This window comes from Syntrophotalea acetylenivorans, assembly GCF_001887775.1.
Lineage (GTDB): Bacteria > Desulfobacterota > Desulfuromonadia > Desulfuromonadales > Syntrophotaleaceae > Syntrophotalea_A > Syntrophotalea_A acetylenivorans.
Window position 1 is genome coordinate 1,872,584 of the sequence record NZ_CP015519.1, and the last position, 16,512, is coordinate 1,889,095.

Genomic DNA, 16,512 nt, shown 5'->3' on the forward strand with positions numbered 1-16,512 from the left:
GCCCTCTTCGCTTAGGCGGGAATCCATAACCTTCAAAACACACTTACTTTTCAAACAGTCCAGCAATTGACAGACTTCGTGTCTCAGACGCAAAAACTCCGTCTGATGCATGCCAAATATATAACTTTTCCCAGAAGAAAACTCTTTACAGGTCCAGTCTAATTTGCCAGTTTCCATCGATACGGCTCACATGCATCGAGTCGCAATGGTGAGCCGGCCGATTGACCTGCCTCTGCTTGGCGAAGACACAAACGAATGCGCGCCGGACCGGATAATGGGCTTTCAAAGCCAACCACACTGCGCAAACGGTAAATCAGCGCCCCCTGAGCTTGATCGTAGTACCATCGGCCCGGAGCAATCTCATTGGGATCCGCATCCGACCGTTCACCGAGATAGCCATCAGGTTCCAGGCCCGTCTCCGCCTTAAGCAGCGCAACGGGGTTACCGCCCGGCCGGACCTCCGAGCGCACTGATTCTTTTTTGTTTGGCAATACGGATGCCAACAGCACCGCAGCCCGCAAATTGTCCACAGTCGCCTGCACACTGAGACGCTCGGTTTCGACCTGCAGATACCTCACTTTGCGCAGAAACACTCCTATCAGAATCAATACAACACAACTTAATATTCCCCACTCGAACAGTCGCAAGGTCCAGCTTTTGTGGTGTAAAAGGCCTTTGGGTTTCATCAGCCCCCACGCATGACAGTCGCCATATTCCACATGGGCAAGAAAACACCAAGCGCCAGCACCAGCACCATGGCGCCGATAAGTACGATCAGAAGCGGCTCGATGGAGCTTGCCAAACGACTGACATCATATTCAACCTCGCGCTCATAAAACTCGGCAACCTCAACAAGCATGGTATCCACCGAACCGGTCTCTTCACCGACGGCCAGCATCTGCAACACCAGAGGGGTAAACATCTCGCTGGTGGCGGCACTGCGGGTCAGGGTATCGCCCCGTTCGACACTGTGACGCAGACGTCCGAGTCGTTTTTCGACAAAGGCGTTACCTACCGCTTGGGCGGTAAAGGCCAGAGACTGGATGAGCGGCACCCCTGCGCCGTAGCCCATGGCGAACCCCCGGCAAAAGCGGATCAGGGTAGCGCGATGCAGAATGCTGCCGATCACCGGCAAACGTAACTTAAAACGGTCCCAAACCAACCGCCCGTTTTCGGTGCCGAGATAGGCCCGCCAGGCAAACAGGGCTGCCACCCCGGCGAGCACCATGGCCCACCACCAGCTAACGGCAAAGTTGCTCACTCCAAGGATGATTCGAGTCGGCAGCGGCAGAGCCGCACCCGCTCCCTGATAGAGCTTCTCAAAGGCGGGGATCACAAACAGGGTGATAACAGCCATGGCGATGGAGATAGCCACCACCACAAAAGTCGGATAACGCATGGCCGAACGAATCTGGTCGGCGGTCTCCTTCTCCCGGATCAGGTAGCGGGATATCTGCAGAAAGGACTCTTCGAGTTGCCCCGAGCCTTCTCCGACCTGAACCATGCTGGACAGCAGGGGCGGAAAGACTTTGGGATGGCGCCTTAAGGAGCCGGACAGATCCCGGCCGCTCTCCAGGTCCTCGGCCACTGCCTGCAGAGTCGTTGCCATAGCAGGCTTTCTTATCATCTCTGACAAACCGCGCAACGCCCTGAGCATCGGCACCCCGGATTTGATCAGGGTATACATCTGCCGGCAGAAAAGGATCAGGTCATCGATATCCACCCGCCCTTGCCGGGCAGATGCCAGACGCGCAACAACCTGCTCAAAGGGCGACACGCCGGCTTTGAGTTCGTTGATCGCCACCGGAGTCGCCCCGTTGGCCAACAGCTGGTCGGCCGCACCGGCGGCTGAAACAGCTTCCAGACGCCCCTCCAGCAACTGTCCGGAGTGGCTACGGGCTTTGTACGAAAACTGCGCCATCGTCGTTTATTTCATCGTTGGAAAGGGGGTTTGTCAATAAGTCGAGGTCAACATTTGCATCGACCTGGCCGGCGACCCGCAATACCTCTTCCATGCTGGTGATACCGCTCCGAGCATAATCAAAGGCAGCCAGCGTCAGCGGCTTGAAGCCAGGCTGAAGTCGGGCCAGTTCGGCAAAACCGGCAGCATCTCCCCGACGCAGGGCGTCCGCCAACAAGGTATCTATTTCGAGTAATTCAAACACGCCGATACGTCCCTGGTAGCCACTGTTGTGACATTGATGACACCCGGCCCCCCGCTTGAAGGAGAGCTGTCCGGCACCTTGGCCGACAACCTTATCCAACCAGTTACGCATCGACTCATCCAAAGGATCGTCTTCGATGCAAGTGTCACAGATCCGCCGCACCAACCGCTGGGCAAGTATGGCTTGCAGGGCGCTGCCGACCACGAATCCCTCGGCCCCCATATCGAGCAGGCGTAAAGCGGTGCTGACCGCATCGTTGGTGTGCAGGGTCGACAACACCAGGTGACCGGTCATGGCAGCCCGCAGGCCAATCTCGGCGGTTTCCTGATCGCGCATCTCGCCAACCATGACCACGTCCGGATCCTGACGCAGGGCAGCGCGTAGCACGCGGGCAAAAGACAAACCGATCTTTTCGTGGGTCTGCACCTGGTTAACCCGCGGCAAGCGGTATTCCACCGGGTCTTCGACAGTAATGATCTTTTTTTCGCTGCGGTTCAGTTCGTTTAAGGCACCGTACAGGGTAGTCGTCTTACCGCTGCCGGTGGGACCGGTGACCAACAGCAAGCCGTGAGGCCTTCGCACCAGGGATCGGAAGCGATTGAGCAGCTCCTCGGGCATCCCGACCTTCTCCATGCTGAGCAACCCGCCGGATTGATCGAGAAGACGCATAACCACCGATTCTCCGTACTGCAACGGCATGGTGGATAAACGCACATCGATGGAGCGACCCCGTACCTTGATATTAAAGCGGCCGTCCTGCGGCAGGCGTCGCTCAGAAATATCGAGGCCGCTCATCAGCTTGAGACGCGACACCAAGGCGCTGGCAATGCGTTTTTCCTTCATCACCTGCTCATGCAGCATGCCATCTATACGCTGGCGCAGGCGCAGTACCGTTTCGTCCGGCTCGATGTGAATATCCGAAGAACCAACCTGCACCGCATCCTCGAACAGAGAACGCAGCAACCGAACCACCGGCGCATCTTCCAGCTCGGCATCGGACAACAGGTTTTCAAGGTCGAAGGCGCCGTCGGCTAACTCTTCATCAAGTTCACCGGCCAGGTTGATGATCTCATCAGTACGGCGATAGACCGTATCGATGGTCGCCAGCAGGTCGGCCTCGCGCACCACCGCCTGCTGGATCGGCCGTTTCAGCAACTGGCAAAGCTCATCGTAGGAATAAATGTCGGTGGGGTCGGCCATGCCGACCAGCAGGCCGCTGGCATTGTCCTCGAGAACCAGGGCACGATAGCGACGAGCGTGAATCTCTGACAGCGACTGAACCGCCTCAGGGCGATACTGGTAGTGCTTGAGATCGACGAAGGGAACCTTGAGCTGCTGGGCGAGAAATTTCAGAAAGCCGCTCTCGCTAATATAGCCCAGCTCGATCAGAGTATTACCGAGCTTGGTACCGCGTGTTTTCTGGGTGGCCAGCGCGGTCTGCAGCTGATCTTCACTGATAATATCGTGCCCCACCAGCAGTTCGCCGATGCGGATTTTTTTGGGTATCGCCATAAACACTACATCCTGTTGTGATACTTGGAGGGTGCCGGACTTATCATGAACCGACTGCAAAATGTTCTGATCAGCCCGTTAAGCCTGACACCTTCCTGCCTGCAACCCCGGTCAAGGTTGCAATACGGTCAATCTTTGCCGTACATAGTTGTTTAGTGCAGGGCTCAGGCCCCGGCCAGCCAATGCTGCCCGGTAAGCAACGACAGCCTCGCCTGGAGACCCGGCATGTTCGCGAGCGATGCCCAGGCCCATTAGCCAGAGGCCGTTATCCGGCTGGGTAGTGAGCAGCGCCTGATATTCCTGTGCTGCCGCCTGATATTGGCCAATACGCTGGTAAATAGCACCTAACAAGGCATGCAACTGCGGAGCGGCCAGCGGCGACCGCGTTGGAGCGTCCAGCAGGAGGTCACGAGCCTTTTCCAGCGCACCTTGGGTCATCAACAATTCAGCGTAACGCAACCGCATGATCAACTGCGTCGGGTCGAGACGCAAACCTTCAGCCAGGAGATGACCAGCCTCAGCCTGGCGTTGTTCGCGGAGATATTCGCTGACCAACGCCTGTCGGGCCTCCAGATGAGCCGGGTGCAGCTCCAGAGCCTGTAATAATGAAGCGGCACCGTCTTGATTCTGTCCTGCCGCCAGAGCCAGCTGCCCTTGCCGATAAGCCTGTTCAGCCAAATCTTTGGCGGAGGGTTTGACCGTTTTTTGAAACGGTGTCCCGGGAGGCTCTGTCGATGCGGTTTGTTGGGAAACTTCCCTGCCGGGCTTCGGATCGTCCGCTGCCTTATTTGCTACTGAACCGGCCTCCTCTGCATCGGAAGAAAGCTGATTTTCCAGTGTACCCAGAGTCTCTGCAGGAGCTTCCGGGTACAGGTCCAGCAGCAAACGATAACCGGTTCCGAGTGCCTGCATGGTAGCGGAAAAATCCCGAATAGTTACAGACGGCATCGATATCAAGCTAACGGCCAATCCTGTGTCTTCTTGCCTGGTTTGCAGTCCTGCCAGCCAACGACCTTGAGTTACAGTCGGTAACTCGGCAATCTGTCTTACTGCCACCAAGTCGATATGGAGGCTGCGACGATCTTTCGCCAGAGTAAAATGATAAATTGGCGGCCGATCAAAATCAGCTTCAAAGTGAATAAACGAATCGACCTCCCGCAGCCGTATAGCATTGAGAGAAACGGCATCCGACAAGGGCCCAGTGCCGTTTTGGCTGTCCGTTGCCCCCTGCGCTACGGCAGGTTCGTTGTTTGGCGATGGTTTCGCTGAACTATTGTTTGTCAGCGGCGGCAACGCCGTCTTTTCAGAAGCCTGAGACCAGAACAAAAATCCAGCCAGAAGCGCTGCAGCCAAAACACCACCAATCAGCCAAGGCAAGCTTCGCCAGCTTGAGGGATTGACCCGCAGCACAGACACCGACTGTTCTTCGCCCCCCCCTTGTTGGCGTGCTTCCAAGTCCTTCAGCATCTGATTGATCAGACTCATGGTGACGGTTCCCTGTCTTTTTGCGCAGCACCTAGAAAAACATGAAAGATTCGTGCCTACTTAGAAAAAGCGCCTCAATCCCAAAAAGCCGCCGGAGCACACATCTTCCGTATCCCGAGCCGCAGCCACTACCTGGGTGCGACCAACTTGTTCGGCTCCCCGCCCGTAGGTCGCCAGCAACGCCTTGTGCCCCAACACATTAATGAGACGGGGAATACCGCGACTGGACCGGTGGAGCTTTCTCAAAGCAAAGCGGCTGAACAAAGGCTTTTGACAACCTGCCGTCTTCAACCGGTGCGAGACATAGCCACAGGTACCGTCCAGGTCAAAGGGGGATAATCGATAGCTGAAAGCCAAGCGCTGCCGGAGCTGGCGCAAGCCGCGTCCAGCCAGTCGCTCATCAAGTTCCGGCTGACCGAACAGCACGATGTGCAGCAATTTGCGTTTGCTGGTCTCTACGTTACTCAACAAGCGAACCGCCTCCAGTCCGGAATCGGACATGGACTGGGCTTCATCAATACAGAGCACCACACGCCGACCGCTGTCAGCCACACGCAAGAGATGTTCCACGATACGGTTGAGTAGACTATGCAGGTCGGCCCATTGCAACTCGGCTAACCCCAGCTCGGTTGCTACCGCGCGATAGAGATCCAAGGGCTCAAGCAGAGGGTTGGGAAGATAGGCCGTTACGTAGAGATCATCCAGAGCGTCGAGCAGAGTACGGCAGAGCAGAGTCTTGCCGGTGCCGACCTCACCGGTGATCTTGATAAAGCCTTCACCGCCCTGAAGCGCCACCAACAGCACATTGAGGGCCTCCTGATGCTCGGAATAACGGAAAAAGTAGCCGGGATCAGGAGTCAGGGAAAAGGGCAGTTCGGAAAGTCCGAAATGCTCAAGGTACATCAACCCTCCAAGGGAAATTCATCGATTTGACTTACTGTGCCGGCCGGGCAAAAGGGCCACCGCGCCACTCATCATTAAGCTGGCTGCCTAGCCGTTCAAAACTATCCGTGGACTCCTGCAAGGCCTGTCTCCAGGTATCATCGCCGACTACCATAGGGCGCAACAGAATAACCAGTTCACTTTTGCGACTGGTCACTTGGCTGTGACGGAACAAGGAGCCCACACCGGGCAATTGGCCAAGCAACGGGATCCCGGCGGTTTTTTTGCTCGACAGATTCTTCATCAAGCCGCCAATGACAACCACTTGACCGCTTTCGGCGCTGACGATGCTGTCCGACTCCCGCACGGTACTGAATGCCAGAGGCAGGGTCTGTGCCTGACCGGCGACGGTAATGGTCTTCTGTTGGTCGGTCACCTGGCTGATGGTGGGGTGAACATGCAGAGTCACCCGACCGCCGGCATCGATCTGCGGCGTCACATCGAGAGCGATCCCGGAAAAGAAGGGGGTCAGGGTGATATCGGGACTGGTGGTGGTGGCGGTGCCGGTCACCGTATCGCTGGAAATGTCGGTAACAAAAAATTCGTCGGAACCGACTTTGATCACCGCTTTTTGATTGTTGACGGTTGCAATCCGGGGGCTGGAAAGGACCTGCACGTCGCCCTGAGTTTCGAGCAGTTCGATAAAAGCGGCAAAATCGTTGAAAGTCAAAGCGGCGCTGAAAACTCCGCCGAACGCGGAGGCGGTGCTCCCTTCAATCATCTCCGTCGGATTGAGGGGGCTGAGGATACCGCTATTCCCTGCAATATCGGAAACGCCGGAATCGCCGAAGATGGTGCCGCCACCGGTCTGGCTCAAGACTACGTCGCCGCCGGTTAATAGCGACCAGTTAATGCCACTTTGGAAGCCATCGTTGAGCTCGACCTCGAGAATTTTGGCCTCAAGAGTGACCTGTCGCTGCAGATTGCCCTGAATAGCCGAGAGATAATCGGCGACCTGACGCAACTCGGGGGGCAGCGCCCGTACCACCACCACACTGGCCTGAGGCTGAACGATAACCCGCCGGCCGTCCTCCTGACCAACCATGGTCCGCAGCGCCGTAGTCAGTTCCTGCCAGAAATCGTTAATAGACTCGGTACCGACCTCGCTGCCGGAGACAACGGAACGCTCTCTGTTGCCGCTATTGCTCGAACCTGAATCATCGTCATCATCGCTATCGTATTCAGAAACCTGTCCCGAACTGACCCGGGTCTGGGAAGAACCACGTCGTACCAGGTTCAGATAGTTGACATGGAACAGCTGAGTTTGTATTCCGCCCCGCATCACTTGAAAACCCGTTGCGGTCTGGCGGTAATGATAGCCGTAGACGTCGCGCAACACCTCCATAACCTCCGGAATGGTGACATTCTTCAGGGCGAGGCTAACTTCACCCTCTAACCCCGGCTGCACGACCATGTTATAGGGTGTTCCAGTGACCAGGCCCATGAAAAAATCACCGGCCGGGATCTTCTCTGCCGCAACATCAAAACGGGGTTCTTGAACCACCGCAGGTGCCAACTCAGCCTCGGCCCCAAGTTTCGGCAACAGAGCCTCGGCAACCTCGGCGGGGAGTTCTGGAGGCACGGAGGCACCTTGTGGCGGCACCAGGTGTTGTTCAAAGTCGCTGATAGGCTCTTCTGCCCTGGGTCGCTGCGCGCAGGCCGTAAGAAATATCAGGCCCAGCACTAGCGCGCTTCGCCAAAAGGGGACATAAAGATGCTGCATCATAGCTAACGTATCTCCCTGCTCATCTCAGTTGAGCAATTCATATCAATCTTTTTCAGCAACGGCAGTCACTTTAGGTCGTTTGGGCAGAAGCTTCAGCACAAAGTCTCTGCCGCCTCGTCGCAACCGAACCTGGCCCGGCTCAATAGCCACCACTTTTGCACCGCTGATTCGATCTCCCGCCGACAAAGGCCGACCGTTGATTACGGCCACCCGTCGCTGCGGAGCAATCAGGATGGACCCCAGTTGCAAGCCCTTTGACGGAGCGTCTCCTGAAGCAGCCGGTTCAACAAACCGCTGCGGGGGTCGGGTCGGGTCCGGCAAAGAGGCCGTGTTGCCCTTGTCGGCAGGCATCAGCATCGCCAGCATCCCGGCGCAAACAAAGACTGCCACCTGTCTCCTAAACACCGATCCAGTCCTCCTTCAGACTCAGAGTATAGACCGTCACGGTTATCTTCGTCTGCGGGTATTCCTCAACGGATAGCGCCAGGTCCTGCCAGTAAACCTTGCGTGGCAATTGTTCCAACGACCGCAGATAAGCCAAGGCATCTAAATAACTTCCGGTCAGTTCAATGCGCACCCGATGACGATACAGATTACGTTGCCGCACCTTTTCGACTTGCGAATCAACAGCTGGCTGCTTAAGCAGCGGCTCACTTGGAAGATTCTCCAACCGGGTCAGGTTGAGTTGGCGACGACGCGTAAGCATCTCCTCCAGTACTGTTACCATTTGTTGCGGACTGATAAGCTCTCCGGTCAATAATTCCAGGCGCTCATCAAGCCGGTCGATCTCTTCCTCCAACATCACCTTTTGTTGGCGATTGTTTGCATCGGGATCTTGCGCGGCACCCGCAACCATTGCTGCCTCTTGCTGATCAAGAGCGGCAACCGTTGCAACGGCTGAACTAATTTGGGTTTCCAATGCCTGCCGGTGCATAACCATCGGCTCTATCAGCAACACATACCAGAGCAATATCAGCACAGCCAGAAATGAAACAGCGAGCAACAACCGCTCCCGAGGGGCCCGGGCATCCAGCCAGCGGCAAAGATCGCTCACAGAACTCCGCAAAGAAGTCATTGGGCTTCCTCCAGAGTACTACGCAAAATAAAATCGACGGCCTCGTTCCGTTCTTCTGAACGGCTCATAACCAGGCTGGCAAATTCAAGCCCGGCAAAAGAAGCCTGCCGGCTCAGGCGCTGCACGTAGCGAGGCACTAATTCCGCGCGAAGGGCACTTCCTTCAAGCACCAGGGAATGACCTCCTTCGGCCACTGCGATATCTCGCAACCAGACCCCCTCCAGGTCTTCCCGGGCCAGACCTTGCAAGTGTTCAGAAAAACCGGAAAACTGATCAGGGGAGTGATCCGCCAGCAGGGTCAGCAGAGGCAATCGAGCCGCCCTTTCAGCCTTCAGCTGAGCCACCTGGCGGGCCAATGTTTCACTATATTTTCGTGTCGAATGGGTTTGTTGCAGCTCCACAATCCGCTCCTGAGCGGCCTGCTCCTGAACTTTAATGTCAGCTAGATGGCCCTCGGTACGCCATAGTTGCCAACGAACAACGCCATAACCAAGCAACAGGAGTCCAATACCAACACCGACAGCCAGCAGCAGGCGGCATGCTGCAAGGGGCGACGTCCTGACAATAACTGTCGACTGATAAAGGTTGATCTGCTGCGTCATAAACTCACCGTTTCCATACGCAAGGCGGCACCGATGGCCAACAGGCACTGCTCCGGCTGGTCGGGCAGCATCTGGCAGTCAAGCAATTGTGCAACGTCAAGTGGCTGCACCGCCATGCCGAGAGCTTCTCCAAGACTAGACATAAGATCGGTAGAGGAAAACCCCAAAGGAGCCAGTGTCAGGGAGCTGATGGCTGACTGGGAAAAGTTACTGTCAAAAAAGTCCAGAGAACGTTGAATCTCCAAGGCGACCGAATCTACCATATCCTGCCAATAGGGAGCTTCTGGGCGCAAAGCCTCGACACCGATATTGATAGTACGGGCCAGACACAGTTTTCCTGCACGGCAAATAATTATCTGTCCGGAGTCCACGCCAAAATACAACAGCGCCACGCCCCTGTCGGCGTTGGGTAACAAATTAGCTATGTTGCGAAGAACCAATTCAGGGATATCGATAGCCTGCAGTTTCAGTTTAGTTTCTTTAAACAGTGCAACTTTCTGTCGAAGCAGATTCTGCCGAGCCACCACCACATAGGCCGTACGAGCTCCTTCGCGCTGGGTATCGCGCGGCACCTGAAAAACATCGACCACAGCCTCTTCAATGGGAAAGTCGATAAGGTCGCGGATCTGCCATCGAACGGCGTCCCGCAATTCGTTATCCGGAACTTCGGGGGGGCAACCTGTAACATCTGATAATCATCGCCCCCCAGAGAAAAGACTGCGCGAGCGGCTGACAAACCAACTTTTTTTAGCCAATCCTGCAACAGGGAAGCCTGCTCGCCAATCCCACCGGACAAATACTCGCATTCTTTGAGATGTGGAGCGTCATCCCCCTGCGACACAATATGGGCAACGGCAAGACCATCCGGCCCCTGACACACACCGACAATACCCCGTGAAAAAGATAGTTTCTCAGAAAGGAGCTTCATGTTGCTGACGGCCTCGCTTGACCTTAAATGAATCTTGGACGACTCGAAGGATTGATGCTTGGCGACCCGAAAAGACGCGTTAATTAAATTGCTGAAATTCTAGGTGTTTTCATTTCCTTAATCAAGGGAAAAAACAAACCGGAACCCCGCGAAACAATGTCATTTTGTAGGTCTTTTGTAAATTTTTGTCAACAACTTGACCAATGTTCAACGGAAACGAGATCGTCGCACATGAGAATCGGCCATAGCTAGTTCCCGCCCGGACAACCACCATGTTGCATATCCCTCCCCGGCAACATATAATAGGTCGCTGTAATCAAAAGCACTGGCAATCGATATCGATTCCTGATATTGTGCAAAGGCTTTTCTGGCATGGACATTGCTTTTCTTCTGGGAAGCATATTTAGCTTGCCCTGCCAATCAATTGAGAGACAAAGAGTATTTACATGCTTACAACAGATTCCCAATGTTCCACCAGCAAAGGCTCAACCTTCAACCGTCGCACGTTACTTAAGGCCGGCCTGATCGGCTTGGCCGGACTGGCCCTGCCGACTCCCGGCCTTGCTCTACTCACCGGACCCGCCGACAGAGAGCGTAGCCTTTCGCTTTACAACACCCATACCGGCGAAGGCCTGAAATCAGTAGTTTATTGGGCCGACGGTGACTACCTACCCGAGGCCCTCAAGGACATCAATTTCCTGTTGCGGGACCATCGCACAGACCAGGTCAAGCCAATGGACCCAAAGCTTTTCGACCAGCTTTATACCCTCAACACCAAACTCGAAAACCGCAAACCCTTCCAGATCATTTCCGGCTACCGTTCTCCAGAAAGCAATCGCAAGCTCCGACAAGCAAGCAGCGGAGTGGCAAAAAAGAGCTTTCATTTGGCCGGACAGGCTGCCGATATTCGTCTCCCAGGTTGCAACCTATCACAAGTAAGACGGGCAGCCCTTAATTTGCGGGCTGGCGGCGTAGGCTATTACCCAAAGTCAAATTTCATCCATGTTGACACCGGGCCGTGTCGCAGCTGGTAGCACACCCAGACCGCCCCGGTTCAATAAGTTAAAAAGCGAGAGGCCGCTCCCTACAGGGGAGCGGCCTCTCGCTTTTTAAAAAACCATTTTGCGCCGAACCTAACCGGCACCTTTTTTTAATTCGATCAAGATCTGCTTGGCGACGGCTTTGAGGGTTTCAAAAACCCCCTCTCCAGTCAAAGCACAGGCCTTGAACTCAGGAACCATGTTCGGGTTGAGAAAACCCTGCAGTTCGTCAATAGGCGACAAGTTAGGCAGATCAACTTTGTTGTACTGAACCACAAAGGGCAGGTTCTCCAACTGGTAACCATGCTCCTCAAGGTTGTCTTTAAGGTTTTCCATACTTTCTATATTGGCATCAAGACGCTCTTCCTGACAGTCAGCAACAAACACCACGCCATCGACCCCTTTGAGGATCAACTTGCGCGAAGCATCGTAGAAAACCTGCCCGGGAACAGTATAGAGGTGAAAACGAGTTTTAAAGCCGCGAATATCACCCAGAGCCAGCGGAAGAAAATCGAAAAACAGCGTCCGTTCCGTCTCGGTGGCCAACGAAATCATCTTCCCTCGAGCGTCCGGTGCTGTGCGATTGTAGATAGTCTGCAGATTGGTGGTCTTGCCACACAGGCCCGGCCCGTAATAGACAATTTTACAATTGATTTCGCGGGAGGCATAGTTGATGAAGGACATGAGGCTACCCGTCAGCTAAAAAGATTATCGATATCGTCGTCGCTTATTTCGGCGAAAGGATTTTGCGGACCACCTAGTGAACCGACCGACTCCGACTTGCGGGTGAGCTCACCAAAAACGCTCCCTAGAGCATCGCTGGCCTTTTTGACCCGCAGCCGAACCAGACCAAGAGAACTGCGATGATCGAAGATAACCACCAGAATGACTCGACCGGCCACAATGGAGATATGAATATTATCCTTCTCTCCTTCGTGAAAAAGAATAGAAAATTCTTTTTCCCCGATAAGCTTGGCCAGACCGCCAGTGGCAGCGATATTGCCAGCTGTCAATGAGGCGAGGCTGGTCGTATCGAGGTGCTCGGTCTCCCCAGTCGCCGCCATCAACTGCCCATTGCGATCAACTAAAAAAACCGCCTTGGCATTAGATTCGCGCAACAATTTGTCAGCGAGGTTGACGATCTGCTGAAATTCCTCGTCGTACATAACCAGAGAGGCTTGAGATCCGAACATGCCCTATCTCCTATATAGTTTCGATACCAAAGGATTTTATAGCATCAACCTTCTAATCTAGCAAGGACTTTCCAACCGGCGGCCAGCGACCCTCCCACATGAAAAGCCCCCGGCGGAATATTCCGCCGGGGGCCCTTATCTTACCGATTCAACTAATGCTATTTGTTGCTACCACCACAATCGGCTGACATTTCAGACAGCTTACGGTAGAGATCGAAACGCCTCTTGCAATTCAGAGTCGCCTCTTCCATCAACGGGCCGGCCTCTTCAGGCTTAACCTTCTTCAACACCCGATAGCGGTTTTCGCCATAGGCGTATTCGTCGAAGGCGATAGTCGGCTCTTTGCTATCCATCTGCAACGGGTTTTTGCCCTCTTTGACCAAGCGGGGATCAAAGCGGAACAGGGGCCAGTGACCGCAGTCGACGGCCTTCTTGCAGGTGTCGACTGCCGTGGTCATGTCGATGCCGTGAGCTATGCAGTGGCTGTAAGCCAGGATCAACGACGGACCATCGTAGGACTCGGCCTCCATAAAGGCCTTGACCACCTGAGCCGGGTTGGCCAGGGAGACCTGCGCGACATAAATGTTGCCGTAGGTCATGGAGATCATGGCCAGGTCCTTCTTTGCCATGCGCTTGCCGCCGGCGGCAAACTGGGCCACGGCAGCCAGCGGGGTGGCCTTACTGGCCTGGCCACCGGTATTGGAGTAAACCTCGGTATCGAGGACCAGAGCGTTGACGTTACGGCCCGACGCCAGTACGTGGTCGAGGCCACCGTAGCCGATGTCGTAAGCCCAGCCATCACCACCGATCAGCCAGACCGACTTCTCGATCAGGTAGTCAGCTACCGACAGCAGTTGCTTAGCGGTGTCACTGGTGCAGCCTTCGAGGATCGACTTCAGCTTGTTGACCTTCTGGCGATGGATTTCGATGGCCTCTTGGGTCGACTGATCGCCTTCCTTGATCTCGGCCATCAACTGCTTCGCTTCGCCGCACTTGTCGTTGGCGCAGGCCAGCAGTTTGTCGAGCAGTTCGTAAGCGAATGCCTTGAACTTGTCGGCAGCGAGGCGAATGCCGTAACCGAACTCGGCGGTATCCTCGAACAGGGAATTGTTCCAGGAGGGGCCGAGGCCGTCCTTGCGGGTGGTCCAGGGCGTGGTCGGCAGGTTGCCGCCGTAAATGGACGAACAACCAGTAGCGTTGCCCATGATCAGGCGATCGCCGTAAAGCTGGGACAGCAGCTTGACGAAAGGCGTCTCGCCACAGCCGGCGCAGGCGCCGGAGAACTCGAAGGTCGGCTCCAGCAGCTGGCTGCCTTTGACCGTAGCGCGGTTGAGCAGCGCCGGATCGGTTTCAGGCAACTCGAGGAAAAAGTCCCAGTTGGCCGCTTCTTGCTCACGCAGCGGTGCCTGGAATTCCATATTGATGGCCTTGTGCTGCGGATCTTCCTTGCTCTTGGCCGGGCAGTTATGGACACAGGCGCCGCAACCGGTGCAATCCTCGGGCGCCACTTGCAGGGAGTACTTTTTACCCTCCATGCCTTTACCGCGGGCTTCACAGGACTTGAAGGTCTCCGGCGCGCCGGCCAGCTGGTCGGCATCGTAGATCTTCATCCGGATGGTGCCATGAGGGCACATGAAAGAACAGATGCCGCACTGCACGCAGAGCTCAGTGTCCCATACCGGAATATTGTCCGCGATGTTACGCTTTTCGTACTTGGCGGTATCGACGGGAAAGGTACCGTCAGCAGGCATGGCCGACACAGGCAACTCGTCACCAAGCCCGGCGATAATCTTGGCGGTGACGTTCTTGACGAACTCGGGAGCCTCGCCTTCGACCGCTTCCTTCATGGCGATGGCGCTATCGGCCGTAGCCGGTACCGCTACCTGCTCGATGTACTCCAAGGCGGCATCGACTGCCTGGTTGTTCATGGCAACAACCTTCTCGCCGGCCTTGCCGTAGCTCTTTTCGATAGCGGCGCGAATCTCGGCCACTGCCTGATCCTTGTCAATGATGCCGGAGATGGCAAAGAAAGCGGTCTGCATCAGCACGTTGATGCGGGCGCCGAGACCGATTTCGGTACCAAGGCGGACACCATCGACAACATAGAACTTGAGCTCCTTGTCAATGATGGTCTGCTGTACTTCGCGGGGCAATTGTGCCCAAACCTGGTCCTTGTCGTAAGGGCTGTTGAGCAGGAAAGTCGCTCCCTGCTTGGCCTTGCCGAGCATGTCGTATTTCTCGAGGAAGGAGAAGTTGTGACAGGCCACGAAGTCCGCCGCATCGACCAGATAAGGCGAACGGATCGCCTCCTTACCGAAGCGCAGATGGCTGACGGTTACGGTGCCGGCCTTCTTGGAATCGTAGACAAAGTAGGCCTGGACCTTGTTATCGGTGGTGTCACCGATGATCTTGATGGAGTTCTTGTTGGCACCGACGGTACCGTCGGAGCCGAGACCGTAGAACATGGCGGCGTAGCCTTCGCTCGGCACCTTGAAGGTCGGATCGAAGTCGAGGCTGCTACCGGTCACGTCGTCGTTGATGCCGAGGGTGAAGTGGTTCTTCGGCTTGGCCTGGGAAAGATTATCGAACACCGCCTTGACCAAGGTCGGGGTGAACTCCTTGGAACCGAGGCCGTAACGACCGCCGACGATGGTCGGGTATTCGGCCAGCTCGACCAGTCCGTCGCTCATAGCTTCGCCGATGGCAGTGCGAACGTTCTGATAAAGAGGCTCACCGATAGAACCAGGCTCCTTGGTCCGGTCCAGGACGGCAATCTTCTTCACTGAAGCAGGCAACGCCTTGGCCAAGGTCTCGGCCGGCAAAGGCATGAACAGACGGATCTTGAGCAGACCGACTTTCTCACCCTGAGACACCAGATAATCCACCAGTTCATGGGCGGTATCGGTACCGGAACCCATCATGACGATGACCCGTTCGGCGTCGGGAGCACCGACATAGTCGACCAGGTTGTACTGACGACCGGTAAGCTTGGCGAACTTGTCCATCTGCGCCTGGACGATTCCCGGCACCGCTTCGTAGTACTTGTTTACCGTTTCGCGGCCCTGGAAATATACATCCGGATTCTGGGAAGTACCACGAATCTTGGGGCGCTCAGGAGACAGACCGCGCTCACGGTGAGCCTGCACCAGTTCATCACTGATCATGTGGCGCATGTCGTCGAAGCTCAGTTCTTCCACTTTCTGAATCTCGTGAGAAGTACGGAAGCCGTCAAAAAAGTGCAAGAAGGGGACTCTCGACTCCAGGGTCGCCGCCTGGGCGATGAGAGCGAAGTCCATGACCTCTTGCACGTTATTGGAAGCCAGGAACGCCCAACCGGTAGCCCGGCAGGACATAACGTCGGAATGATCGCCAAAAATAGACAGCGCCTGGCAGGCCAGGGCGCGGGCCGAGACGTGGAACACGGTCGGGGTCAGCTCACCGGCAATCTTGTACATGCTCGGGATCATCAGCAGCAGACCCTGCGAAGCGGTAAAGGTAGTGGTCAGAGCACCGGCCTGCAGCGCACCATGGACCGCGCCGGCAGCACCGCCCTCGGATTGCATTTCCACCACATCGGGAACAGTGTCCCAAATGTTCTTTTCTCCGGCCGCACTTTTGAGGTCGGAGACTTCGCCCATATTGGACGAAGGGGTAATGGGATAGATTGCGATAACTTCGTTAGTGGCATGGGCAACGTGTGCCGCTGCCGTGTTACCGTCAGTGCAAATCATCTTGCGTGACATTTGTACCTCCTAAATTTGCTTGTATTTAGAGACTGCTTATAAAATACCGTTTAAAAGTTTTGATCCGTTCCTTCATTGAAAACAAAGGAACCTGGCACTCA

General features: G+C 55.5%; 13 protein-coding genes and 1 pseudogene. 1 reads left to right on the forward strand and 13 read right to left on the reverse strand.

What is annotated here, in order from left to right:
• Nucleotides 1-158: 158 nt before the first annotated feature.
• The 10 genes and pseudogenes from A7E78_RS08595 to pilM all read right to left on the reverse strand — a co-directional run.
• A complete protein-coding gene (locus A7E78_RS08595; protein ID WP_072283831.1) occupies nucleotides 159-686 on the reverse strand; it encodes a hypothetical protein in 528 nt (175 codons plus the stop codon).
• A complete protein-coding gene (locus A7E78_RS08600) occupies nucleotides 686-1,921 on the reverse strand; it encodes a type II secretion system F family protein (protein WP_072283832.1) in 1,236 nt (411 codons plus the stop codon). The genes A7E78_RS08595 and A7E78_RS08600 overlap by 1 nt, the downstream gene beginning before the upstream one ends.
• Nucleotides 1,893-3,677, reverse strand: coding sequence for a GspE/PulE family protein (locus tag A7E78_RS08605; RefSeq protein WP_072283833.1), 1,785 nt, complete (start codon nucleotides 3,675-3,677; stop codon nucleotides 1,893-1,895). Before A7E78_RS08605 ends, A7E78_RS08600 begins: the two co-directional genes overlap by 29 nt.
• Before the next feature lie 111 nt (nucleotides 3,678-3,788).
• Complete coding sequence (locus tag A7E78_RS08610) at nucleotides 3,789-5,162, reverse strand: tetratricopeptide repeat protein (protein ID WP_072283834.1); 1,374 nt, start codon at nucleotides 5,160-5,162, stop codon at nucleotides 3,789-3,791.
• 60 nt (nucleotides 5,163-5,222) lie between these two features.
• Nucleotides 5,223-6,065: an ExeA family protein gene (locus A7E78_RS08615; protein ID WP_072283835.1), complete on the reverse strand. Its 843-nt coding sequence runs from the start codon at nucleotides 6,063-6,065 to the stop codon at nucleotides 5,223-5,225.
• 31 nt (nucleotides 6,066-6,096) lie between these two features.
• Nucleotides 6,097-7,830 carry a pilus (MSHA type) biogenesis protein MshL gene (mshL, locus tag A7E78_RS08620; RefSeq protein ID WP_145924869.1) on the reverse strand — a complete coding sequence of 578 codons (1,734 nt, stop codon included), beginning with the start codon at nucleotides 7,828-7,830 and terminating at the stop codon, nucleotides 6,097-6,099.
• 42 nt (nucleotides 7,831-7,872) lie between these two features.
• The gene (locus tag A7E78_RS08625) at nucleotides 7,873-8,220 is read right to left on the reverse strand and encodes an MSHA biogenesis protein MshK (protein ID WP_145924870.1); all 348 of its coding nucleotides are present in this window, start codon (nucleotides 8,218-8,220) and stop codon (nucleotides 7,873-7,875) included.
• A gap of 7 nt (nucleotides 8,221-8,227) precedes the next feature.
• Nucleotides 8,228-8,905, reverse strand: coding sequence for a type II secretion system protein GspM (gspM, locus tag A7E78_RS08630; protein WP_072283837.1), 678 nt, complete (start codon nucleotides 8,903-8,905; stop codon nucleotides 8,228-8,230).
• A complete protein-coding gene (locus tag A7E78_RS08635) occupies nucleotides 8,902-9,507 on the reverse strand; it encodes a PilN domain-containing protein (protein ID WP_072283838.1) in 606 nt (201 codons plus the stop codon). Before A7E78_RS08635 ends, gspM begins: the two co-directional genes overlap by 4 nt.
• Nucleotides 9,504-10,163: pseudogene (gene pilM, locus A7E78_RS08640) on the reverse strand (type IV pilus biogenesis protein PilM); the annotation flags it as partial. The pseudogene pilM and the gene A7E78_RS08635, both read right to left, overlap by 4 nt.
• Nucleotides 10,164-10,881: 718 nt before the next feature.
• On the opposite strand from pilM, the gene mepK reads away from it, so the two are divergent.
• Nucleotides 10,882-11,469, forward strand: coding sequence for a peptidoglycan L,D-endopeptidase MepK (gene mepK / locus A7E78_RS08645; protein ID WP_072283840.1), 588 nt, complete (start codon nucleotides 10,882-10,884; stop codon nucleotides 11,467-11,469).
• A gap of 99 nt (nucleotides 11,470-11,568) precedes the next feature.
• On the opposite strand, the gene A7E78_RS08650 is transcribed toward mepK, so the two are convergent.
• The 3 genes from A7E78_RS08650 to nifJ all read right to left on the reverse strand — a co-directional run bounded on the left by A7E78_RS08650 (nucleotide 11,569) and on the right by nifJ (nucleotide 16,411).
• A complete protein-coding gene (locus A7E78_RS08650; RefSeq protein WP_072283841.1) occupies nucleotides 11,569-12,159 on the reverse strand; it encodes a GTP-binding protein in 591 nt (196 codons plus the stop codon).
• Between the two features lie 11 nt (nucleotides 12,160-12,170).
• Entirely contained in the window at nucleotides 12,171-12,668 is a 498-nt protein-coding gene (locus A7E78_RS08655; RefSeq protein WP_072283842.1) for a roadblock/LC7 domain-containing protein, read from the reverse strand.
• 158 nt (nucleotides 12,669-12,826) lie between these two features.
• Entirely contained in the window at nucleotides 12,827-16,411 is a 3,585-nt protein-coding gene (gene nifJ, locus A7E78_RS08660; RefSeq protein ID WP_072283843.1) for a pyruvate:ferredoxin (flavodoxin) oxidoreductase, read from the reverse strand.
• Nucleotides 16,412-16,512 lie beyond the last annotated feature (101 nt).

Excerpts from the sequence above, each read along its gene's own strand:
- A7E78_RS08595 (WP_072283831.1), bottom strand. The coding sequence starts at position 686 with ATGAAACCCAAAGGCCTTTTACACCACAAAAGCTGGACCTTGCGACTG.
- A7E78_RS08600 (WP_072283832.1), bottom strand. The coding sequence starts at position 1,921 with ATGGCGCAGTTTTCGTACAAAGCCCGTAGCCACTCCGGACAGTTGCTG.
- A7E78_RS08605 (WP_072283833.1), bottom strand. The coding sequence starts at position 3,677 with ATGGCGATACCCAAAAAAATCCGCATCGGCGAACTGCTGGTGGGGCAC.
- A7E78_RS08610 (WP_072283834.1), bottom strand. The coding sequence starts at position 5,162 with ATGAGTCTGATCAATCAGATGCTGAAGGACTTGGAAGCACGCCAACAA.
- A7E78_RS08615 (WP_072283835.1), bottom strand. The coding sequence starts at position 6,065 with ATGTACCTTGAGCATTTCGGACTTTCCGAACTGCCCTTTTCCCTGACT.
- mshL (WP_145924869.1), bottom strand. The coding sequence starts at position 7,830 with ATGATGCAGCATCTTTATGTCCCCTTTTGGCGAAGCGCGCTAGTGCTG.
- gspM (WP_072283837.1), bottom strand. The coding sequence starts at position 8,905 with ATGACTTCTTTGCGGAGTTCTGTGAGCGATCTTTGCCGCTGGCTGGAT.
- A7E78_RS08635 (WP_072283838.1), bottom strand. The coding sequence starts at position 9,507 with ATGACGCAGCAGATCAACCTTTATCAGTCGACAGTTATTGTCAGGACG.
- mepK (WP_072283840.1), top strand. The coding sequence starts at position 10,882 with ATGCTTACAACAGATTCCCAATGTTCCACCAGCAAAGGCTCAACCTTC.
- A7E78_RS08650 (WP_072283841.1), bottom strand. The coding sequence starts at position 12,159 with ATGTCCTTCATCAACTATGCCTCCCGCGAAATCAATTGTAAAATTGTC.
- A7E78_RS08655 (WP_072283842.1), bottom strand. The coding sequence starts at position 12,668 with ATGTTCGGATCTCAAGCCTCTCTGGTTATGTACGACGAGGAATTTCAG.
- nifJ (WP_072283843.1), bottom strand. The coding sequence starts at position 16,411 with ATGTCACGCAAGATGATTTGCACTGACGGTAACACGGCAGCGGCACAC.